This is a genomic window from Senegalia massiliensis (assembly GCF_009911265.1).
GTDB lineage: Bacteria > Bacillota > Clostridia > Tissierellales > SIT17 > Anaeromonas > Anaeromonas massiliensis_A.
In genome coordinates, this window is the sequence record NZ_QXXA01000006.1 from 173,729 (window position 1) to 197,139 (window position 23,411).

Below are 23,411 nucleotides of genomic sequence, written 5' to 3' on the forward strand. Positions count from 1 at the left end.
TTTTTTATGTCTTTGATTTTTACAATTGGTAAAAACATTCAACACTAAATACTTCTTGTCCTGAATATATTGCCGTTTTTGTAGAAGGTATATTTTCACAATCAATATTGCACCATAATACTTCTACAAATTTAGGTAAGATGTTTATAAAATGGCTAAGTAATAATTCAGAATATTTATTTCCTCTATAATCTTTAGCTATCATAATTTCATTAATATATATACCTTTTAACCCAAAAACATCATTTTTTTCCGCTGCAATTATCCCAACTTTTTTATTATTCACAACACCATAATATAATAGATTTTCTTTACGACATTTTTCCATTAATTCAATATCATTTATAGGTATTCTTTCTTTCATATCAGGATTCATAATATGAAAATTGTTGTACTCATTTTCATACCATTTATAATATTCACTACTCTTAACTTGTTCAAGTTTAAATTTACTTTTAGCCGTTGTAGAATTTTTTGAATTTAATTTTATTACATTACCAATAAAAGATTGTTGAACAGTAAAAAACTTTTCATCTAATTCATATTTTGATAATAAAATAGGATTGATCCAAAAATTAATGTGTAGTGGTTTAAAAACCTTGAAATATGGATATACATTTTTAACTATATCTTTAATATCAGCTTGTTTTATCATAAAATTAGGCCATATATAAATAAAGGGTTTATTAGCATTTCCCCCCATATGTCGAATTCCTGCTAAAACAAATTTATCTGTTTTTCCAATCTTAATTAATTTTTGTTCGTAATCAGAAATCTTTGTTTTGGAAATATTAAAATGTTTAAATCTTGCCTTCATAATATCTCTTTTATTTAATTCTAATAATTCATCTAACTCTGATAAAATGTACTTATTTACTTCTTCCTCATTTATTAATTTACCTAAAATTTCTAAATCATAGATGAATTCAGATGCAACTTGTACAAATTTCATTTTCATTTTATTATCTAAAATAACTTCCACTCCTCTTTTTATGAATTACTATTTTCATTAATATTCCTCCCAATATATTTACCCCGATTTCACTTGAAATATTTTTCAATTTCTTTAGCAAAGTCATCTCTAATTCGTTCTAATAATTCATGAAGATAATTTTACCCTTTGAGATTGTATTAATAAGATAGTTTCTCCTGAAAATAATACACCTATATTCAATTCTTGTTTATTTTTATTTAATTTTCTTATCATAATAATATCCTCTAAATTTACTTTTTGTCATTTAAGCTATGAAGATATAATCATTAACTAGATAGCTAAGAAATTATTTTATATATTTAAAAACTATGGAGTTAATCCACAGTTTAAATTAAGAAACTACATGATAGAAAAATTAGCATATGTCTAAATTCTTATAAGTAAAATTATATTCTTTATTAAATCCATATATTAGTATTTGTTGAGTAGATACAGTATCTTCACAGTTACCTAGAATTAATAATATCACAAATAAAGATGCTAAAGGCACCTATTTTATGCTAAATCTACTTATACTAAGTTTAATACTAGCTTAATCCTATGTCAATCATCTATCTCTTTTTTCTTATATGGATCTTTTGATGTAATTTACTAATGACTTGAATCTTTAGACTGTTTTTTCACACAAATAATTTTTTTTAACTAAATATATGCCTATAATAAATGTCATACATTCCGCTAATGGAACTGTAACCCATACTCCATTTATTCCTATAATCATAGGAAGTATATTTATACCCAAAATTATAAATACTATACCTCTACTTGCTGATATTATAATAGATGCCGTAGCACTTCCTATTGCAGTAAAATATCCTGAGTTTATTATATTAAAACCACACAATAAAAAAGCAAATGCATATATCTTTGATCCTCTTACTGCTAAATCTAAAACATCTTCATTTCCACTTGCAAATAATGATACTAATTGTTTTCCGAATCCAAATAATATAAAAAACAACACTGTCCCAACAACTAAATTTACCTTTGATGCTAACTTTAAGGTATCATTTAGTCTATCATGTTTTTTGTAACCATAGTTATAACTTAGTATAGGTGCTATTCCATCTGATATCCCAAACATTATATGAATTCCAAATTGAGATATATAATTTATTGTTGTAAATGCTGCAACACCAGATTCTCCAGCGATTTTCATGAATGAAACATTAAACATATATGCAGTTGTAGCCGTTGCAATTGCAATTACTCCTTCTGATGAACCATTGTATGATATAGGTATTATTACTGATTTATCAAATTGACCTCTAAATATATTTACTATATTCTTTTTCCTTAACATAGGACGTACTACTACAAAAAATGATGATACGTATGCTATTCCTGTTGCAAATGCCGCTCCCCTTATTCCCAAACTTAATTGTTTTATAAATATAAAATCTAAACTCACATTGACAACTACACTTAAAATCATACCCCTTAAATATAATTCTGGTTTTCCTACTACCCTGTTGATAAATCCAAACAAAAACATTAAACACATTAGTGGTGCAAATATAGATATTGTTCCTATATAAATTGATACACCTTCTAACAATACTTTATTTGCACCTAATAATACTGAAATTTCTTCACTAAATAACCTGCCAACTAATAGTATACCTAAAGATATAATAGTAATAAATACAAATGCTGTTTTAAATATATTTTGTGCCTCTTCTCTTTTACCTTCTCCTAGACTTCTTCCTATAGAGCTTAGAGAACCCACACTTATAATCATACTAAAGCCTATTATAACTTCCATAAATGGTTGAACTATATTTATACTAGCAAGTGCATTTTCACCAATAAAGTTTCCCAAAAATATTCCATCTATTATAACTTGTGCACCTGCTATTACCATAGAAATAATTGCTGGGATTGAAAATTTAATAAATAATTTAGATATCTTTTCTGTTCCTAATATATTTTCACTCATTTACTCTACCTCCAAAACAATATAACAAAACACGAAATAACTATATGGTTAATATGTTTTATTCTTATGGAGTAGATTATAAACCTTTGTGTAACACAAAGGTCAATATTCTTTTATAGGTATTTGTATTTCAAATAATTCTTCTTCACTTTGATCTGTAACACTAATGTCAATTTGAACTATTTGAAGGATATCACCACATACTCTATATCCCTTTTTCTCAATATATTCAGTCATTTTCTTAAAATAAATTTCCTTATCCCACATACTTCCTTTATAATACATAGAGGCGTAAGTCCCTTTAGGAATCTTTCTTATATGCTTTTCATCAATATTCTCTCGATCTTTGATAAAAAGAAATACAACAAATGATTCTATACACTTATTCAACGCTATGTCCGTTTGTTTTATAATTGTTCCAAATCGATTACTTGCAATTATAGGTGCTATTTCTTTTAATGTATTCTCTAATTCAAGGAATGCATAACTTAAATCAAATTCATCTTTTATAGATTTATCAGAAGTAATTATTTCTCTTTCTTTGATTTCTTTAATAACTATTTCTTCAAAATTTGATACCTGAGAAATATCTTCTAAGTGTTTTATTTTTTCATTAATACTTTTTTCTAACTGTTGTAATTCCTTTATTCTTTTTATAAGCTCATTATGTTTATCTCTTAGTATATTAACAGATTGATCTATATTTCTATTATTAAAGTACTTCTTAATTTCATCAATACTCATCTCTAGTTGGCGAAGTTCTTTAATGGTTCCTAATTGTTCATACTGTAAAATAGAATAGTATCTATATCCAGTTTTATGGTCTACTTTAATAGGCTTAAGTAGTCCTATTCTATCATAGTATCTTAATGTTTCAGTTGTAATATTTCTTAAGCTTGCAAATTCACCAATTGATATTTTATCTTTCACTTTTTCTTCTTATCCCCTAACTATATATTCTTTTAATATTTTTTTTAGTAGATTATTATAGCAGATTAAGTATCTTTAAATATTTTATTTAATGCTTATGATGAAAACTTTACACCACTCTTAAGGTCATTGGCTTTTATATACATTCTAAATAATTCTATAATTTCACCTTGAATAGAAACCTTTTTAACTGTATTAATTTTTACCTCTCATTCATATTAATCATGTTATTTATTATATGAATTTATTTGTAATTTAGATTAATTTTTATTTATTGCTATTTTCTTTATATTTATCAAATATAAAGAAAATAGCAAAGTACATATCTCCGCTAAAATAATAGAAGTCCAAATGCCTATATCTTCTATAATTAGAGGAAGAATTATTACAAAAACTACTGTAAACACTAGCCCTCTACTTGCAGATATAATATTTGCTATTTTAGGCTTTTCTGTTGATTGATAATAATTTATATTAACTATATTTATTGAGGCAATAATAAATGAAAAGGCATAAATAACCATAGCATCAAAAGTTAATTTTATAAGTGTTTTATCACTATTAAAAATACTAATTATTTTTTCTCCTAAAACTAATATTATTAAATATATTATTAATGAAGCAGTAAAGTTAGTTTTTACTCCCATTTTGAATACTTTGTTTACTTTTTTATAATTTTCTTTTCCATAATTATAGCTTAATAATGGTTGTATGCCTTGAGAAATACCAATAAATAATGCTATAAGCACCACACTTATATATCCAATTATACTAAAGCTTGCAATACCAACCTCTCCAATTCTTCTCATTATAACTTGGTTAAAAACGAATACACTAACTGCTGGTGATACCTGAACTATAAACTCTGGTGTTCCTGCCTTAAGAATTCTAATGAGTTCAGATTTTTTAAGCTGAGGTATATATAGTTTAAGTTTTCCCTGATTTCTAAAAAAATGACTTAGTAGTAAGAATACACTAGATAATTGCCCTAATCCTGAGGCTATTGCCGCCCCAACTATTCCATAATTAAAAATAAATATAAACATATAATCTAAAACTATATTAGTTATTGCACCTACAATTAAAGCAATCATAGCTAGTTTTGGATTTCCATCATTTCTAACAAATGCACTTAGAGCTAAACTACCTGAAAACCCAAGACCGAACATCAAATAATAACGAAGATATTCAGCTGTACCTTTTGCTAACTCATTACTAGCACCTAACATTTTAGCTAACCCCTCAGGAAAAAATACTCCAACTACTGATAATATACCTGTTATAACTACTATTAAAAATAAGCTTTCTAAAAATATATTATTACCTTCATCATACTTATTCTGACCAAATTTTATAGATGTTACTGCTGCACCACCCATAGTTATCATCATTGTAATAGCTATCATAAGTGTTGTAACAGGTAAAGCTATATTTATTGAAGCTAAAGCACTTGCTCCTACTCCTCTACCTACAAATATTCCATCAACAACTATATAAAGTGCAGAAACCATCATACCTATTACAGATGGTACAGCATATTTTATAAACTCTTTCCATAGTGACTTCATAGTTCATCCCTCCTAAAAGAGATTATAAAGTCTATACCATATATAGAGTCAATAGTTTAAATTAAAATTTGCAATTCATATAACAAATCAGAATTTTCACCTTGTTCTATTGTATTAAACAATTGCGTTTCGACTCCAATACCTAAAGGATGAATATTATTTTCTTTAATGTACTTTAGTAATTTATCCATTGCCATTTCTCTTTCACTATCAAAATAGGCAATACATATAAAATTTCCACCTAAAATTTCTTTAATATCAATTTCTTTGTTATTATTCTCAACACAAAGAGTTGAATAAACACTTTCATAAGATATCTTTCCTTCATTTAAAAACAAATCTAAACAAATAAAATATCCTGATTCTCCTTCAAACATAATCTCATTCTCTTCTATAATTTTATCCATACTTCTTAGTTTTATTTGAAAATCGCTCTCTTCATCTTTTTTATTTAATGCAATCTCTATAATAAATCTTTTTTCAATTTGTCTAAAATATATTTCATTAGTTTCTTTATATTCTGTACCATATTTAATTTTATCTTCTATATGTCCTATAGCCGTACTTATATTTTTTAGTCTAATTACCTCTTTATCTACTATTTTTTGTTGACTTTTTATAAAAGATAGTAATTTAATAACATCTTTACTATCTAATATTTTCTTAAGTTCCTTAAGAGGTGCTCCTATCTGTTTTGAATATTTAATTAGATCTAAATACATAAACTGATTTATTGTATAGTATCTATAGTTAGTATGTGGATCAACATAGGCTGGTTTTAAAAGTCCCATTTTGTCATAAAGCCTTAATGCTTGAATAGATACATTATTAATCTTAGCTGTTTCTCCTATAGAAAAATATTTTTCCATAAATTCCTCCCTAATATAATTACTATATATAAAATATAAATCAATTTTCTATTCTATATACTTTTCTTAAATTATATATATTTCTAGTGTAAATAACTATATTACCTATTTTGTATTGCCCTACTTATAATCTTATTGTAAATTTCAATTAAATAAGGTTCATTAGAATATTTATCCAGGTTATTAGTTTTAACCCATCCTACAGCACTAGTTTCATATTCATTCAAAATTAACTCTTCATTTTCATCTGCTATTAATATATAAGATATATTTAGGTGTAAATGGGAAGAAACATACTTTCCCCTTTTAACATGACCATATACTGGTATAATATCAATAGATATAATCTCCTTGGTTAATGGCCAGACTTTAGAAATCCCTGTTTCTTCTTTTGCTTCTTTGAGTGCCACTTCTAGCATATAGTTATTTCCATCTGCATGACCTCCAGTCCAAGTCCAAGTATTATAAATATTATGATGAATCATAAGTACCTTGTCTAAAGATTTATTTAAGATTAATCCAGAGCTAGTCATATGAGCTATCTCATTTTCTCTAGTTAGTATATCGTCATAAAATTTATCTATATACTCTAAAATAACTTTTTTATCATTAACTTCTTGTTCGTTAATTGGTTTATAATTCTTTATTTCTTCTCTAAAGTTAATAAGTCTACACTTCCTTTATATTTTATAATTAAATATTTAGAATTGTGGTTATTTATTTCTAATTTTATTTTATCTTATTTTGCAAAGATTTTACTACTTATGGCATGTTGACTGTCAATTAACTTGTATTATTATAGTTATTGTTTACAATAAAAAGATTTTATTATTTCTGCTAATTCTTTTGGTGAATCAGTATTTACCTCGTGTCCAGCATTTTTTACAAATTGAATTTCTGATTTTATGATATTTTCAGCTATATTCTTTGTAGCTTTTTTATTTGCTTTATCTTTTTCTCCACATATAACTAGCACAGGACATGAAATATTTTTTAGGTTTTGACTAAAGTTTAAATCCATCATAGAATTTGTTAATTCAATAAATTCTTTCTTTCTAAGTCCTACCCCTTTAAAAGATTTCTCAGGTATGAATCGAAAAATAATATTTTGAAGTTTAAGTAATACTTTTGGCATTTCATATTGTGTCCCTATCAATATCAAAGAATTAACCTTTGAAGGATTATCTATGGCATAATTTAATGCAAGAACTCCACCTAATGAAAGTCCACATAGATTTAACGGTTCCGAAAAATTATCACAATACTGTGAAAAGGACTGATATAGATTTGAATATGTTATATCTCCTATTCTTAGAAATAAAGATAAATCTGGACAGATAATATTCTCTTGTACTCCCATATAAGAAATTGTTTTATTCCAACTTGATGAATCTTGTCCAAGTCCATGAATTAATATATACTTCATTATATACTTCCTTTCTGACAAGCTTTAATTCGTTGCCATAGTTTATTAATAATTACATATTTCTTTCTTAATTATTAAATATAATCTTTTTTATGTATATTTGTCTTATTACCCATAAAGGATTCTATAGTATAAATACAATCTTCAGATATACTATATTGTATCATTTATATAAAACTAATGTCTGAAAATTCCCCTTCTTTTTCACGTAAATTTTCAACAATAAAATTCGATTTGGATTTCATCTTTATCAACCAGATATCCTAGAGTTGAACATAATCTTTCATGCCAGATACATATAAAAAAAGCCAGGGAAAATTCCCTGACTTATTTCTAAGCAAAAAACATTAATAATAGTCCTGCTGCTACTGCTGAACCAATAACTCCTGCCACATTTGGTCCCATTGCATGCATAAGTAAGAAGTTTGAAGGATTTTCTTCTTGTCCAACCTTTTGAGCTACCCTTGATGCCATTGGTACTGCTGATACACCTGCTGCTCCTATGATTGGGTTTATCTTTCCACCGCTTAATTTATACATCAATCTTCCAAATAATACTCCTGTTGCAGTTCCTACGGAGAATGCTAAAAGTCCTAAAGCTATTATGCTTAATGTTTCAGCTGTTAAAAATAACTCAGCTTCTGCCTTTGCTCCAACTGTTATGCCTAATAAAATTGTAACTATATACATTAATGAATTTTGAGTTGTTTCTGTAAGCTTTGGTACTACTCCTGATTCCTTGATCAAATTACCAAGCATCAACATTCCTATCAAAGCTGCTGCTGATGGTAATAACAATATTGTAAATATAGCCACTATTATTGGAAATATTATCTTTTCCTTTTTAGATACTGGTCTTAACTGTTCCATCTTAACCTGTCTCTGTTCCTTAGTAGTTAAAGCCCTCATTATTGGTGGCTGTATAATTGGTACTAAAGCCATGTATGAATAAGCTGCTATGGCTATAGGACCTAATAGATCAGGAGCTAATCGGGATGTTAAGAATAATGCCGTAGGCCCATCTGCTCCCCCTATTATTGCCACTGATGCTGCCTCTGGTCCTGAAAAACTTACAAAGGGTAAAATTTTATCTAAAAATATTGCCCCAATAAATGTGAAGAATATACCAAATTGAGCTGCCGCTCCCAACAATATACTCTTAGGATTAGCAATCAGAGGACCAAAATCCGTTCCTGCTCCTACACATAGGAAAATTAATGGAGGATAAATTCCTAAATCAGTTCCCTGATATAGATAGTACAATAGACCTCCCTCTTCCATTAGTCCCCCTAAAGGCATATTAACTAATAACATACCAAAGGCAATAGGTATTAATAAGTATGGTTCATATCCTTTTTTTATAGCTAGATATAAAAATGTCAAAGCTATTCCTATCATAATTACTTCTTTATAAGTAATAGCTGCAAAGCCGGTACTTTGCCAAAATTCCTGTAATATATCCATTTAAATTTACCTTCCTTTCTTCCTTAGTAAAATTATTCTAAAGATATCAATGGATCTCCTGAGCTAACTGATGCTCCCTTAGAAGTATTGATTGCTGCAACTTTTCCGGCTCTTGGTGCCATTATCTCATTTTCCATTTTCATAGCTTCAAGTATTAATAATACATCCCCTTCAGCTACTGTATCTCCTTCATTTACCTTTACATCTACTACAGTTCCTGGCATTGGTGCGTTTACAGTTTCTGCTCCTACTGGTGCTGGCTTAGGTGCTGGAGCTGCTTTCTTTGGTTGTGGCTTTGGTTGAGCCTTTGGTGCCGGTGCTGGTGATGGTTTTGACTCTCTAGATGTCCTTACTTCAGATCCAACTCCTACTTCCTCTACTTCTACCTCATATGTGTTTTCATTAACAGTTATATTATATTTTTTCATACCTAATATCCTCCTTAATGTCCCTTTAGATTATTATATATTCCCTCTTGTCTTCCTGCCATAGCCCATACAGGAGATGCTTGAGATACCCTTTTAATATTTCTTATATATATATTTTCCACAGACTGTCCTGTAGCTGCTGATATAGCAGCAGCAATAACTGATACTAACTCTTCGTCATTATCTACAATCTCTTCAGTATTCTCCACTACAGTATTTTCATTAACTGGTAGTACTCCCTTTTTTACAGGCTCTTTTTTCTCTTCCTTATAAAAAGCTGATTTAAATCCAGTTAATATTAAAGATATAACTACTAGTGTAGCAAATACTATTGCCATACTAAATACTGTTACGATTAAACCTTCTGAAAGAGATATTCCATCTTGTAAATTCATCTAATTCACCTCTCTAACTATTAAAATTATAATGGAAGATTACCATGTTTCTTAGCAGGTCTATCTTCTCTCTTACTTGATAACATATCAAATGCACTAATAATTCTTGGTCTAGTTAATTGAGGTTCTATTACATCATCAACATATCCTCTTGATGCAGCTATATAAGGATTTGCTATTGTATCTCTATATTCTTTTATCTTCTTACCTCTCATTTGAACTGCATCATCAGCATTTTTAATCTCTTTTCTAAAGATTATATTAGCAGCACCTTCCGGTCCCATTACTGCAATTTCTGATGTAGGCCATGCCAATACTAAATCAGCCTTAAGATGTCTTGAACACATTGCAATATATGCTCCACCATAAGCTTTTCTAAGTATTACAGTTACCTTTGGCACTGTAGCTTCTGAATATGCATATAACATCTTAGCCCCATGTCTTATAATTCCTCCATACTCTTGACCAGTTCCTGGTAAGAATCCTGGAACGTCTACTAAAGTAAGTAATGGTATATTAAAGGAATCACAAGTTCTTATAAATCTTGCCGCTTTATCTGAAGCGTTGATATCTAAACATCCTGCTAAAACCTTCGGTTGATTAGCTACAATACCTACTGATCTACCGTTTAATCTTATAAATCCAGTTACTATATTCTGTGCATAATAAGGTTGAACTTCTAAGAACTCTCCCCCATCTGCTAGTGTATATATTATATCCTTAATATCATAAGGTCTATTTGGATTATCAGGTACTATTTCATTTAACTTCTCATCGATTCTATTTATTTCATCTTGGGAATCAAATATTGGAGCATCTTCTAAATTATTAGAAGGCAAGAAGCTTAATAATAATTTGATCTTTTCAATCGTTTCCTCTTCACTATTGTCTACAAAATGGGCTACACCACTAGTAGAGTTGTGAGTCATTGCTCCTCCTAACTCTTCAGCTGAAACCTCCTCTCCAGTTACTGTTTTGATAACTTGCGGACCAGTGATAAACATCTTACTAATATTATCTACCATGAATATAAAGTCAGTTAATGCTGGTGAATAAACTGCACCACCGGCACAAGGACCCATTATTACAGAAATCTGAGGAATAACTCCTGAAGCTATGGTGTTATTAAAGAATATATCTCCATATCCAGATAAAGCATCTACGCCTTCTTGAATTCTAGCTCCACCGGAGTCATTTATTCCTATAATAGGAGCTCCTACCTTCATAGCCATTTCTTGTACCTTGGTGATTTTAGCTGCATGCATCTCCCCTAAAGATCCACCAATTACAGTGAAGTCTTGAGCAAATACATATACTAATCTTCCATCAACAGTACCATATCCTGTAACTACTCCTTCCCCAGAAGTTTTTTTCTTTTCCATTCCAAAATTAGTACATCTGTGCTCTACAAAGGTATCTACCTCGATAAAGCTACCTTCATCCATTAACTTTTCTATCCTTTCCCTTGCTGTTAATTTACCCTTAGCATGTTGTTTTTCTATGCTCTTTTCTCCACCACCAAGTTTTACCTTTTTCTTTAAGTTTCGGAGTTCTTCTAACCTATCTATTGACATTTCCTTTCCTCCTAATATTAAATTTAAACATCTATAAAATAAGTTCTTAGCTATATATTAATACTAAAATATAGCATTTACTAACATGTATCCTATTGATGGTACTAAAAGACTTCCCAATCCAGTAAAGAATGTGGCAGTCATTGCACCATAAGGAACAAGTTCTGCATTAGTAGCTGCTAGTCCTCCAGCAACTCCACTTGTAGTTCCTATAAGCCCACCATATACCATTGCTGATGTTGGGTTATCTAATTTAATTATTGAAGCAACGAAAGGAGTAATGATCATAGTTAATACTGATTTAACAACTCCTGCTGCAATTGATAATGCAATTACATCAGAACTAGCTCCTAGAGCTGATCCTGCAACAGGACCCACTACAAAAGTAACTGCTCCTCCACCTATAGTAGTTATATCTGCAGGATCAGTATATCCCAATAGTGCAGCGATAGCTGCTCCTATAATAAAGGAAAATAATACCCCTACTAAAAGAGATACTATACCTGGTAATCCAGCTTTTTTTATATTTTTAAGGTCTATACCATAGGCAGTAGATATTATAGCATAATCCCTAAGCATTCCTCCACCTAACAATCCAACTCCTGTAAATAAACTCACATCAGCTAGTCCCTTTTCTCCACCAGTATATTTTCCAGCTATATAAGCAAGAACTAAACCAACTACAATTGCTATAGCAGATCCCATTCTTCTTTGTCCAATCATATCGGCAAAACCATAGGATATAACCATTATTAATGCAACTATACCAAGGGCTGCTACTAGATCATAGGATGTAAATAATGTATTTATGATATCCATCATCTTTAATCACCTCTACTCGTTATTTTCTTTGATAGTTAATTTTGTAATTAATGGCACTAATAATAATGCTCCTATGGTTGCAACTCCTCCTGATAAAAATGCTACAGCTCCACCTTCAAAGGCTGCTACAACATTTTGTCTAGCAGACATTGCAACTACAATAGGTATATATAATGAACTCAATAGTAATATTCCATTTGATGTTCTCTTACTAAAGGGCTTGCCTTTCTTTTCAAAATGATTAGTAACTAAAATCAACATAAGCATTGCAAAACCTACTCCACCTACATTTCCACTTATTCCTAATAAGTTTCCTAATCCCATTCCAATAAATGAGCCTACGAACATACATAAAGCAACTATGCCAAGACCATAAATTTCCATATGCTTGTCCTCCTTGTTTTTATTAAATTATAAGAAGATAGAGAAGACTCTATCTTCTTACATGTATTAAATAGCGTTGTTCTCTCTAAGTTTTTGAATTTTCTCCTCACTTAAACCTACAAAATCCTTTAAGATTTCTTCAGTGTGCTCTCCTAGAATAGGTGCTGGACTTTCTACTTTACCTTGAGTTTCACTCATCTTAATAGGTACTCCCGGAATCTTAGTCTTTCCAGCAGTAGGATGTTCTATCTCTACTACCATTTCTCTTTCATTTACCTGAGGATCATTTAATACCATCTCTATATTATTTATTGGTCCATTAGGCACTCCAGCATCATCTAATAATTTTTGCCATTCCTTAGTGCTCTTTTTCTTAGTTTCTTCAACAATAATAGGTCTTAACTCATCATAATTTTCATTTCTCAATGGATTTGTCTTAAATCTCTCATCATCTGCAATTTCTTCCTTACCAAATACCTTAAATAACTTTCTAAATAAATTATCATTACCTGCTGCAATAACAATTTCTCCATCGGAAGTTTCAAAAGGCTCAAATGGTACAATGGATGTATGTTTGTTTCCTGCTGGCTCTGGTGACTTTCCAGTAGCAAAATATCTTGAGATAGCGTTTTCAAGTATAGCAACTTGACAGTCTAACATAGCAACGTCCACTTTTTGTCCCTTACCTGTCTTATTTCTATAATTTAATGCACCTAATATTCCAATAGCTGTAAATAAGCCTGCAGTAATATCTCCTATAGAAGGTCCTACCCTTGTTGGTTTTCCTCCCTTTTGTCCTGTTATACTCATTATTCCACCCATCGCCTGAACTACACCATCATAAGCTGGTCTTTGACTATAAGATCCTGTATGACCAAATCCTGATGCTGCTGCATATATTATTCCTGGATTTACTTCCTTTAATTTGTCATATCCTAAACCAAGTTTCTCCATTGTTCCTGGTCTATAGTTTTCTACAATAGCATCTGCATTTTTAACCATTTCTAATAATAATTCTTTAGATTCCTCTTTCTTTAAATTTAGAGTCATGCTTTTCTTATTTCTATTAATACTCATAAAATAAGCACTTTCTCCATTAACATAAGGCCCAAATGCTCTGGAGTCATCACCTTTGTTAGGGATCTCTATTTTAATAACTTCAGCTCCCATATCTGCCAATACCATAGTAGCATAAGGTCCTGCTAAAACTCTAGTAAGATCAAGTACCTTGATACCTTCTAATGCTTTATTCATAATAATTCCTCCTTTTATTTTTTATAGTTATCAACATTTCATAACTTTACTATATATAGTTGCAAACATCATGCCACTTTATACAATTTAGTATATTACTTTATTCGTTGGCTTAATACAAATCTTTGATTTAAGTAATTGAATCTAATATAATTTTACTAAGAAAACTTTTCTTTTATTACATTTAAAAAGTGATAACTTTTGTATCACTTAATTACAAAAGTTATCACTTTTTATGTTTTTTAAATTATATTTTTCAATCTTTCTTCTTAAAGTAATTCTAGATACCCCTAACTCCTCTGATGTTCTAGTAATATTCCAATTATTTTTATCTAGAGCCTTCTTTATCGCATTTTCTTCAACTAATTCTAAATTATAATGATGATTTTCCTCAATACTATCATCTTCTAATATTTCCTTTGGTACATCTTCTAATGTTATTTTATTATCCTTTTTAAATATCATTATCCTTTCTATGACATTCTTTAGCTCCCTAATATTTCCTGGCCATAAATAACTTTTAAATATATCTACTACCTCTTTAGATATGGATTCTATATTTTTATTTAGAACATTATTATAGTTTTCAATAAAATGCTGAACTAAAGGTATAATATCTTCTCTTCTTTTTCTTAAAGGTGGTATATAAATTGGAATTATATTTAATCTAAAATATAAATCTTTTCGGAAATTTCCTGCTTCAATCTCTTCTTTTAGATCTTTATTTGTTGCAGAAAGAATAGTGGCTTTAAAGTCCATTTCTTCTAATCCACCTATCCTTCTAAATTTCTTTTCCTGAAGTACCCTTAACATCTTTGCCTGCAGAGATATATCCATATCTCCTATTTCATCTAAGAATAACACACCATTATTAGCTCTTTCAATCAAACCTTCCTTCGCATTTTTTGCATCTGAAAAGGCACCTTTTTCATATCCAAATAATTCACTTTCCTGTAATGTCTTAGGGATGGCAGCACAGTTGATTGATATAAAGGGAATAGTATCTCCTTTAATACTCTGAATGCTTTTAGCAATGACTTCCTTACCACTACCACTTTCTCCCTCTAAGAGAATACAAGTATTATATTTCATACTGGCAATTTCTTTTATATTCTCTTTAATTTTCACTATTTCAGGAGATTGTCCAATAAATTTTACTTGATTATCCCTGCTTCCTTTATCTATTTCTATTTTAGTTTTAGCATACTCTAATGTCTCCTCTATAGATCTACTTATTTCTGATAGGGAAAAGGGCTTAGTAAAGTAATCATATGCTCCCATTTTCATTGCCTTCACTGCAAGTTTAACATCACTTAAATAGGTAATCATTATTACAATACATGAGGGTTTTATTTGCTTAATTTCCTTCAGTACATCTATACCACTTATACCTGGTAACTTTATATCTACTATAGCAATATTAGGCATCTTCTTTCTTACAATATCAAGTCCTTCTTCTCCAGATTCAGCAGTGAATACATCTATTCCTAATTTTTTCATATTTATCTTTAGTGATAATCTTATACTCTTTTCGTCATCAACAATTAATAATTTCATTTAAGATCACTCCTTTAAGATCACCTTTAAACTTTAATTACTGTTCTTTAATAGGAATACTAATTATAAACTTTGTTCCTTTACCAAACTCACTTTCAACTACTATGCTACCATTATGTTCCTTAATGATATTATAGGTTATAAATAATCCTAGGCCAGTTCCTTGTCTCTTTTGTGTATAAAAAGGAAAAAATACTCTATCTAAATCCTCTTCTTTTATTCCTTTTCCGTTATCTTCTATTATAATTTCTAAATTATTATTCTTTTGATTGAATGATATATATATTACTCCCTTTTTATCTACAGCATGTATTGCATTTTTTAATATATTTATTATAGCCTGTTTTATTGCCCTTCTATCTATATTAGCTAATATTGGTGTTTCTAAAGAGCTTTTTTTCACTATTATATCTTTTTGTTCCATTTCTGAATCTAATAAATTTAAGATTAAGTCCAAAAGTTTTTCTATATTAGTCGGAACTTTATTTAATTTAGATTCATAGGTAAAATCGAGAAAACTGATTACAAGATTATTTAAATCTTCTACTTCATTTTCTAAAAACTCTAGAATCTCATCTTTTGTTTCCTGGTCATTAGTATTATCCTTTAAAATCTCTATTAAATTACCCATTCCGGCCAGAGGATTTCCTATATCATGTATTATAGATGCTGATAGCCTACCTAAAGTTTTAATTCTATCATCCCTTGCTAATTCCCTTTCCATTATTTTTCTCTCTCTAAGATCTTTTAAAAGGAAAACTACTCCTATAACCTGTTGCTTATCATCTAATACCCTAGATGCAGAAACACTAATTGATATTTCTTCTTTACATTTATTTTTAATAGTCAGCTCAACATCGTTAAATACATTTCCCTTATCTATTACATCAATAAATATTTCTCCTATAGTAATATCCAATCTGTCAATAAACTCTTCTAGGCTAAATTCTTTTATCTCTTTTAAACTATATCCTGTTATCTGTTCTGTTTCCCTATTTACTATTGTTATATCTCCTTTATTGTTAAATACTATTATTCCATTGGCTACACTTTTAAGGATATTGTTTAGATATTGTTGAAGTCTATTCTGCTCTTTGAATGAACTTTCTAATTCCTTTATATTATTATTAAGTATAATACTCATTTCACTAAAAGCTTTGCTTAGCTCAGTTACTTCATTAATTGAATCATTTTGTCCTTCTGTAAAATCTAATTCTTTTATTCCAACACTTAAATTTCTAACATTTTTTACTAACTTTCCTATAGGTTTTGTTATACTAAATGCTAATATTAATCCAATAATTACTGCTATAATTACTACTACTACCATCAAAGCACTTAGTTTTTTCTCGATTTCAGAAGCTTCAGCTAACATTGTTCCTTCCTCTTGTTCTACTATAACCATCCACTCTACACCTGGTACAAATGTTATAGCGCTATAATATGTTTTATTATCTTCTATATAATGACCCACTACATTTCTTTTATCCTTTAAAACACTCTCTAAATTAGTTGATTTTTCATTAATAGTAAAGTCTTGGTTTTTCATGGAAACTATTTTGTCACTGTTGTTCTTAATATCGGGATCAATAACTATACTTCCTTGTCTATCTATTATTGTTATTCTACCATTAAATCTTTCTTGGGTTTTATCTATTATCTCCTGAATATTATACAGGGGAATTCCCGCACCTATTAACCCTATAGTCTCTCTACTATAATTTCTCACTGGTGATGCTATTATAAAATGGGGACGTTCTAGAACACTACTTATTAACAATGGACTAATAGTAGTTTTTTCTGTATTCATAACATCCCAATAATAACTACGATCCATATATGACTTTTTTTTAACATGATCATTAGAAGGTTTAGAAAAAACCATATCCGCCTTATCATTCATATAAAATATTAAGCTAAAGTATGGAAAATTATCATATATTCTGAAAATTTCATATTTTATATTATCAATATCTCCGAAACTTTGAGATGAGAAATTACTTGCTGTTTCCACAGTAACTTTAGCATCTTCAAGGTATGTTGAGATTTCATTGCCTATCATTTCTGATATCAATAAATTTTTATCTAAAGTTTTTTGTTGAATTCCTTCTGATGCTATTCTTTGAGTGAATATTCCTGTTATAGCAACGGAAAAAAATGCAAAAATAACAATAAATAAAGGTATTTTAAATTTTAGACTATTCATCTTCATTTATAATTATCATCCTTTTATATTTATCCCATCCATTATATCAATTATATTTACAAAAGTCATTTTAATTTGTAGTTCTTTAATTTATTAATAAACACTATCTTCTATGCTGGAATTTCTTCTCTAAAGTTAATAAGCCTACACTTTCTTATATTTTATAATTAAGCTATAATAATCATAACATAAAAAACCACAGTTAAATTATATAATTTAACTGTGGTTTTTTATCATATTCTATATCTATAATCCTCTCTTACATCATTTATTTTTTACATAGACTATCTTTTTAATAGTATTTTCAGAAAGAAAGTAGTTTTCAGCTAATTCGACTATAGTAGCCCCTTCTTTGTATTCCTTTCTAATGCTATCATTTCTAATAGAAAGGCTCCGTCTATAACCAGAATTATCTCCCCATTTTTTTCTAGTTCCTTCAGCTTTAGGTATATATAAGTACTCTCCTTGTATATACTTTTGTACTTCATCCATTAATTCTTTTGGCAATACTTTTTTTGCATTTTTATACTTCAATTATATCGCCTACTTATCTCTAAAATAAATTTCAAATTCTTCAACTGATTTAAAATCTAATATCCTAATCTGATTTTTTCTAATTAATGAAATAAAATCTTTTTGAAACTTATTAATAGCCATAAGAATCTGTTCATCATCTTTTTGGGAAGTAAGTTCTAATAGATCTACTCTAAAGATCTCATCAAAGTACTTATTATATTCTACATATGAATTTCTATCATCATACCATATACCTTCTTCCACTTTAGCAATAAACTGACTAACTTCTTCTTGTATGAATGAAAAAAGTTCAAATAGTTTATAATAATCCTTCTGAGTAACAGCAATTTTGCATTTATTAATAGTTTTCTTAAGTTCTTCATAATAACCATAAAAAAGCGTTTCAAATAACTCATCTTGTCTATTATCTTTCTTAATACCAAGGAGAAATTCCCTTGTATTTTCAACAAGTTCTAATGATTTTAAGTATATTTCTTCAGTATCAGATGAAAAAATAATATCATCCACTAAATCTTTATAATCTCTAGGTAATTTTTTTAAATTTAAAGAATCCTTTATAACAGAGCCATTCCCATTTTTATAATACATTCTATTTGCAAATCCTAAAGCATTAGAAATTTTACCTAAAAGTTTTCCAGATTCTAGCCTAATGCTACTCATACTATCATTAAATCTATTCATATTATAAATATAAATATAGCTCTCATTAAAGTATTCATAAGCTTTATTTATTAACGCCTCATCATACTTTCCACTTAATACAGTTTTAAGGCTATTTTTTAGATTTTTAAATCTAGCAAGCGCTTCTTCATCTGAATGATAAATAACTTCTGTATCTAAAAGTAAATATCCTTGGGGACTATCCATAGCAGCATTTGAAATCAATCTATCCCAACTTATAGAAAACAAGTCATAACTAACACCTTCTACAATAAATTGAGTTGAAAGTTTTTTACCTATTTCATTTTTAGAAATAAAATAAAAACTTAATCCTAATTTTTCATCTACATTTATATTCTTGTTTCCATATACTACAAGTAACAAAATATCATCCCTATAGTCCTCTACAATCTTATTTTTTATAATCTCTAATATTTTTTTATCATTTTTCATATTACCCCACCCCTTACTTAAAATTATTAAAATATTAAATTATAATTTATATTTCATACTCTAATTATATATGTAATATTCAGATAATTATATAGATAGTTCTTTTATGGGTAGTTCTTTACATAGAACCCACAAAAAAACACCTATCCAACAGAAAAGGTGCTTTAAACTCATAGGGGTTTTCTAGCTAGTTGTAAATCTATAGTATCGTATATAGTAATAATACCACCGTTATTATTTATGACTTCTCTTATTTCATCAAAGAATTTCATTCTTGTAGCTTCTTCAATAGCAATGTGATCTGAATAGGTGCCTAATAATGATGTGTACTCATCTGCTGTAAAGTCTCTTGTTCTATGATAAAGTCTATATCCTAAATCTTCAAATCCATATTTAGATGCTATATTAGATATATATTTGGCATTTTCATCGCTATATTCATCTACTCCCAATGAATTAGGCATATACTTTTCATATATCTTTTGAAATTGAATATGTATATTTGGGCGTTTCTTATCTTTATAGGGATAATTTGCAAATCGGGCAAAAACACCACCACTTTTCAACATATCAAATACTTTGGTATATCCTATTTCTTCAGGAATCCAATGAAAAGCAGTTGCTGAAAAAATAAGATCAAATGAGTCAGAAGGACAATCAAAATCTTGAAATGCTACATTTTTAATATTAAAATGCTCATAATTACTAAATTTATCTTTAGAGAATTTTGCTAATTGATCACCCAATTCAATTGCAGTCAAATTACAACCTGTTTCAAGTATTGGTAATGTAGCTTGTCCTGTTCCTATACCTACTTCTAGGACATTACATGACTGATTTATTTCTTTTGTAGCAAAAATATCATCATATAGCTCCTTAACATAAGTAGGACGATACCTATCATATTTAAGGTACTCAGAGTTAAATGTAGTTTCTAAACCTTTTATTTTTGACATATATTCCTCCTATTTGGTGAATAATATCCCACTAAAGTCATTTTTGTTTGTTACTACTTATGGTACGGTTCTCCTCTACTAATTCTAAATGCTCTATATATTTGTTCTAATAATATAAGTCTCATTAATTGATGAGGGAATGTCATTTTTGAAAAGGATAATTTCATATTACTTATTTTTATTACTTCTTCATGCAACCCTACTGATCCACCTATTATAAAAGTTATATTACTATTCCCTGTAAGAGCTAAACTATCTAACTCTTTAGCCAATTGTTCTGATGATAGCTCCTTGCCTTCTATACATAATGTTATTACATAAGACCCATTAGGAATTTTTGAAATGATTTTTTCCCCTTCTTTTTTCTTTATAATATTTTCTTCTGATTCTGTCATGTTTTCTTTTGTGGGTTCGTCTTTTACTTCTATTATTTTAAGTTTGCAATATACTGATAATCTTTTAGTAAATTCCTTTATCCCACTATTTATGTATTTTTCTTTAATTTTTCCCACTGATATTATTGTTATATTCATGATTTCACCTGCTTGTCCTCTATAGAGGTATTGGTATTGATATTAATATTAAACTACTAAAAATTTTGGTAATTTATCACATTTATCACATCTAGATGGAGTTATCCAATCTGTAAAAGATACACTATCTAATTCATATATATCTGGTGGCTGCTCATATACATCTACAAAGTCATCTATTGCTTCAGTTAAATGTTCATTACATACAACATACATATAATCACTCCAGTAATTTATATTATATTAATTATATTATAACCTATTTTCATAAAAATAATTATATTGTTAAAAGACCTGACAAAATTTTGCCAAGTCTTTTATTTTTATTCATCTGGTGCTTTGTCAAATTTTATATTTATCTTTTCTGTCTTACCATTTCTTATTATTTCCATTTCTGCACTATCACCTGGTTTGTAATTATATAGAGCTTTCCTAAGTGTTGAAAATCCAGTAATTTCAGTATCACCGATTTTAGTTAATACATCATTTTGTTGAAGCCCTGACTTTGAAGCAGGTGAATTAGGAACTACTTCTATAACTACAAATCCTTTTTCTGCTTGTATATCTAATCCTAAAGCTTTTTCATATTTATCTACTTCTAATCCATTTATTCCTATAAAAGCCATCTTAAATTCTCCATCAGAAAGTACTTGTTCTATTATAGGTTTTGCTATATTTATAGGTACAGAAAAACCTAGTCCTTCTGCTGATTGAATTTTAGCTGTATTTATTCCTATTACTTTTCCTTCACTATTTAATAATGCACCTCCACTATTTCCAGGGTTAATTGATGCATCTGTCTGAATTAAATTTTCCATCATTACATTTTCAGAAGATATAGTTCTATCTAAACCACTTATTACTCCAGAAGTTACTGTTCTTTGAAATTGAAGTCCTAATGGATTTCCTATTGCTATTGCTTGTTCTCCCACTATAAGATCATCTGAATTTCCTAACTCAGCTGCCGGTAAATTAGTTTCATTAACCTTTATAATAGCAAGGTCAAGTGTTGAATCTTGCCATAATACATTTGCGTTAGTTTTTGAACCATCTGCAAATTGAACTGTTATTTTATCTGCATTACCACCATCTATTACATGAGAATTTGTAAGAATATATCCATTACTATCAACTATTACTCCTGATCCTACACCTTGAAGTGGTACTTCATTTCCAAAGAAATTTTGTTGGGTAGTTGTAGTTGTAATCCCTACTACTGAATCCATTGCTTTTTTTGCTACTGCTGAAACAGTATTAATATCATCTTTGGTATTTATCTTTATAGTTTCATTTCCTGTTTTATTTGTATTACCATCATTTGTTTCAGGATAAGGTATAATGTTGCCATATAAATATGTTGGAGCAACATATGCTACAACAAATCCTCCAATAAGAGCTGCCACTAAAGCTACTAACATATAAGAAAAAAAGCCACCTTTACTTTTCTTCTCTTTATATACTACTTGTTTTTCTTTAGTAGGACCCATTGGACTATGCCATTGTCTTTTTTCTTCTTTGATTTCATTGTTATATTCTTCGTTGGTGTATTCATCATTGTTATGTTCATTATTGTTATATTCATCACTCATAATTTTTCCTCCTTATTAAACTATACAAAGTTCAGTGGGATCATGGCGATCTGCTACTTGTAATTGTATGTCTTTGTTTAGCTTTATACCCTTTTCAGTCATTATGTTAACAACTGTTTGATATGCTAACTCAGGAAAGTTATTTTCTCTACTTAAATGTCCTAAAAATATCCTTTGAAATTTATCTAAAAATAATTCTGATATCAAATTTCCTGCATCTTCATTTGATAAATGACCATCTTGAGATAGTATTCTTTTCTTTAAATAATATGGATAGCTTCCTATTTTTAACATCTGAATATCATGGTTTGATTCCAACATTAATAAGTTTGAATCTTTGATTTTTGACTTTATATTTTCTGTTATTATTCCAGTATCCGTTACTATACTTACCTTTTTATTTTTATGATTCAAACTATATCCTAAAGAATCAGCTGCATCATGACTTGTGCTAAAACTATCTATATTTATATCTCCTATTTCAAAACTATTGTTACTACCAATTATTCTAATATTTTGTTCGTCTAATTTACCTAAATACTCTTTCATAGCTTCCCAAGTATTATTATTTGCATATATTGGTATATTAAACCTTCTAGATAATATTCCTACTCCCTTTATATGGTCTTTATGTTCATGAGTAACTAGTATACCATTTAATTTTGTTGGATCTGCACCAATTGATAATAAACCATTTTGTATCTTTTTACCACTTAATCCAGCATCTATTATTATATTTGTTTTATCTGTTTCTACGTATTGACAATTGCCACTGCTCCCACTAGCTATTGAACAAAATCTTAAACTCATTTATATCACTCCGTATTTACAATATTTATTTTATCTTAGGTTTGTGATGAATATGTGATGAAT

At 28.9% G+C, this 23,411-nt stretch carries 23 protein-coding genes; all 23 read right to left on the reverse strand.

Annotated features, from left to right (window positions below; all coding sequences use genetic code 11):
- Nucleotides 1-19: 19 nt before the first annotated feature.
- Nucleotides 20-982 (reverse strand): GNAT family N-acetyltransferase, encoded by a 963-nt coding sequence (locus D3Z33_RS06650; protein WP_160196991.1) that lies wholly within the window; start codon nt 980-982, stop codon nt 20-22.
- A 619-nt stretch (nt 983-1,601) separates the two neighbouring features.
- The gene (locus D3Z33_RS06655; protein ID WP_160196992.1) at nt 1,602-2,933 is read right to left on the reverse strand and encodes an MATE family efflux transporter; all 1,332 of its coding nucleotides are present in this window, start codon (nt 2,931-2,933) and stop codon (nt 1,602-1,604) included.
- A 102-nt stretch (nt 2,934-3,035) separates the two neighbouring features.
- Entirely contained in the window at nt 3,036-3,863 is an 828-nt protein-coding gene (locus tag D3Z33_RS06660) for a MerR family transcriptional regulator (protein ID WP_160196993.1), read from the reverse strand.
- 260 nt (nt 3,864-4,123) lie between these two features.
- A complete protein-coding gene (locus tag D3Z33_RS06665; RefSeq protein ID WP_160196994.1) occupies nt 4,124-5,431 on the reverse strand; it encodes an MATE family efflux transporter in 1,308 nt (435 codons plus the stop codon).
- A gap of 56 nt (nt 5,432-5,487) precedes the next feature.
- Nucleotides 5,488-6,300 (reverse strand): MerR family transcriptional regulator, encoded by an 813-nt coding sequence (locus tag D3Z33_RS06670; RefSeq protein ID WP_160196995.1) that lies wholly within the window; start codon nt 6,298-6,300, stop codon nt 5,488-5,490.
- A gap of 101 nt (nt 6,301-6,401) precedes the next feature.
- Nucleotides 6,402-6,965: an NUDIX domain-containing protein gene (locus D3Z33_RS06675; protein WP_160197062.1), complete on the reverse strand. Its 564-nt coding sequence runs from the start codon at nt 6,963-6,965 to the stop codon at nt 6,402-6,404.
- Nucleotides 6,966-7,102: 137 nt separating this feature from the next.
- Nucleotides 7,103-7,726 carry an alpha/beta fold hydrolase gene (locus tag D3Z33_RS06680; protein ID WP_160196996.1) on the reverse strand — a complete coding sequence of 208 codons (624 nt, stop codon included), beginning with the start codon at nt 7,724-7,726 and terminating at the stop codon, nt 7,103-7,105.
- 333 nt (nt 7,727-8,059) lie between these two features.
- Nucleotides 8,060-9,190, reverse strand: coding sequence for a sodium ion-translocating decarboxylase subunit beta (locus D3Z33_RS06685; RefSeq protein WP_160196997.1), 1,131 nt, complete (start codon nt 9,188-9,190; stop codon nt 8,060-8,062).
- Between the two features lie 32 nt (nt 9,191-9,222).
- Nucleotides 9,223-9,618: an acetyl-CoA carboxylase biotin carboxyl carrier protein subunit gene (locus D3Z33_RS06690; RefSeq protein WP_160196998.1), complete on the reverse strand. Its 396-nt coding sequence runs from the start codon at nt 9,616-9,618 to the stop codon at nt 9,223-9,225.
- Nucleotides 9,619-9,632: 14 nt separating this feature from the next.
- Entirely contained in the window at nt 9,633-10,013 is a 381-nt protein-coding gene (locus D3Z33_RS06695) for an OadG family protein (RefSeq protein ID WP_160196999.1), read from the reverse strand.
- Nucleotides 10,014-10,039: 26 nt separating this feature from the next.
- Entirely contained in the window at nt 10,040-11,587 is a 1,548-nt protein-coding gene (locus D3Z33_RS06700; RefSeq protein ID WP_160197000.1) for an acyl-CoA carboxylase subunit beta, read from the reverse strand.
- A gap of 63 nt (nt 11,588-11,650) precedes the next feature.
- Nucleotides 11,651-12,409, reverse strand: a complete 759-nt coding sequence (gene madM, locus D3Z33_RS06705) for a malonate transporter subunit MadM (protein ID WP_160197001.1) — start codon at nt 12,407-12,409, stop codon at nt 11,651-11,653.
- A gap of 12 nt (nt 12,410-12,421) precedes the next feature.
- Entirely contained in the window at nt 12,422-12,793 is a 372-nt protein-coding gene (gene madL, locus D3Z33_RS06710) for a malonate transporter subunit MadL (protein WP_160197002.1), read from the reverse strand.
- A 66-nt stretch (nt 12,794-12,859) separates the two neighbouring features.
- Nucleotides 12,860-14,047, reverse strand: coding sequence for a CaiB/BaiF CoA transferase family protein (locus D3Z33_RS06715; protein ID WP_160197003.1), 1,188 nt, complete (start codon nt 14,045-14,047; stop codon nt 12,860-12,862).
- A 210-nt stretch (nt 14,048-14,257) separates the two neighbouring features.
- Nucleotides 14,258-15,604, reverse strand: coding sequence for a sigma-54-dependent transcriptional regulator (locus D3Z33_RS06720; RefSeq protein WP_160197004.1), 1,347 nt, complete (start codon nt 15,602-15,604; stop codon nt 14,258-14,260).
- Nucleotides 15,605-15,641: 37 nt separating this feature from the next.
- Nucleotides 15,642-17,810, reverse strand: a complete 2,169-nt coding sequence (locus D3Z33_RS06725; protein ID WP_160197005.1) for a PAS domain-containing sensor histidine kinase — start codon at nt 17,808-17,810, stop codon at nt 15,642-15,644.
- 264 nt (nt 17,811-18,074) lie between these two features.
- A complete protein-coding gene (locus D3Z33_RS06730; RefSeq protein ID WP_160197006.1) occupies nt 18,075-18,344 on the reverse strand; it encodes a CD3324 family protein in 270 nt (89 codons plus the stop codon).
- Between the two features lie 9 nt (nt 18,345-18,353).
- Nucleotides 18,354-19,460, reverse strand: coding sequence for a hypothetical protein (locus D3Z33_RS06735; protein WP_160197007.1), 1,107 nt, complete (start codon nt 19,458-19,460; stop codon nt 18,354-18,356).
- 170 nt (nt 19,461-19,630) lie between these two features.
- The gene (locus tag D3Z33_RS06740; RefSeq protein WP_160197008.1) at nt 19,631-20,416 is read right to left on the reverse strand and encodes a class I SAM-dependent methyltransferase; all 786 of its coding nucleotides are present in this window, start codon (nt 20,414-20,416) and stop codon (nt 19,631-19,633) included.
- Nucleotides 20,417-20,469: 53 nt separating this feature from the next.
- On the reverse strand, nt 20,470-20,949 hold the full coding sequence (rlmH, locus tag D3Z33_RS06745; RefSeq protein WP_160197009.1) for a 23S rRNA (pseudouridine(1915)-N(3))-methyltransferase RlmH: 480 nt from the start codon (nt 20,947-20,949) through the stop codon (nt 20,470-20,472).
- Between the two features lie 48 nt (nt 20,950-20,997).
- On the reverse strand, nt 20,998-21,165 hold the full coding sequence (locus D3Z33_RS06750) for a CxxH/CxxC protein (protein WP_160197010.1): 168 nt from the start codon (nt 21,163-21,165) through the stop codon (nt 20,998-21,000).
- Nucleotides 21,166-21,272: 107 nt separating this feature from the next.
- Nucleotides 21,273-22,538 (reverse strand): serine protease HtrA, encoded by a 1,266-nt coding sequence (htrA, locus tag D3Z33_RS06755; RefSeq protein WP_201750453.1) that lies wholly within the window; start codon nt 22,536-22,538, stop codon nt 21,273-21,275.
- A gap of 15 nt (nt 22,539-22,553) precedes the next feature.
- Nucleotides 22,554-23,348 (reverse strand): MBL fold metallo-hydrolase, encoded by a 795-nt coding sequence (locus D3Z33_RS06760; protein WP_160197011.1) that lies wholly within the window; start codon nt 23,346-23,348, stop codon nt 22,554-22,556.
- Nucleotides 23,349-23,411: the final 63 nt, after the last annotated feature.